The 294-nt window shown below is 60.9% G+C and carries 1 protein-coding gene; it reads right to left on the minus strand.

Annotation, left to right across the window (positions count from 1 at the left end; all coding sequences use genetic code 11):
* Positions 1 to 3 precede the first annotated feature (3 nt).
* Positions 4 to 210 (minus strand): hypothetical protein, encoded by a 207-nt coding sequence (locus OZ411_RS43275; protein WP_282532849.1) that lies wholly within the window; start codon positions 208 to 210, stop codon positions 4 to 6.
* Positions 211 to 294 lie beyond the last annotated feature (84 nt).

Raw genomic sequence — 294 nt, forward strand, 5'->3', positions numbered from 1 at the left:
TGGTTAGCCGGCGCCGAGGCCTCGTTCATCACCGGCACGTTCCTCGATGTCACTGGCGGCAAGTGAGTAACAGGAATTGGCGCCGGGATCTTTCCTCGACGCACCATCAAGTGGCAAACGATGCGACTTGGAGGCCGCGCCTTTCGAGAAGACTTGCTCGCGCATGCGGCAGATATGAGCAATTGAATTGCTGCCCTCGGAAAGATCCATGTCAGCTTCTGGCCCCGCAGCCGCCCGGAAAGGGCGGGCAGAGCGCGTCCGCTCTGCCCAGCCAGTTCAGACATCGACCTGTTC

The organism is Bradyrhizobium sp. Arg237L (genome assembly GCF_029990105.1).
GTDB lineage: Bacteria > Pseudomonadota > Alphaproteobacteria > Rhizobiales > Xanthobacteraceae > Bradyrhizobium.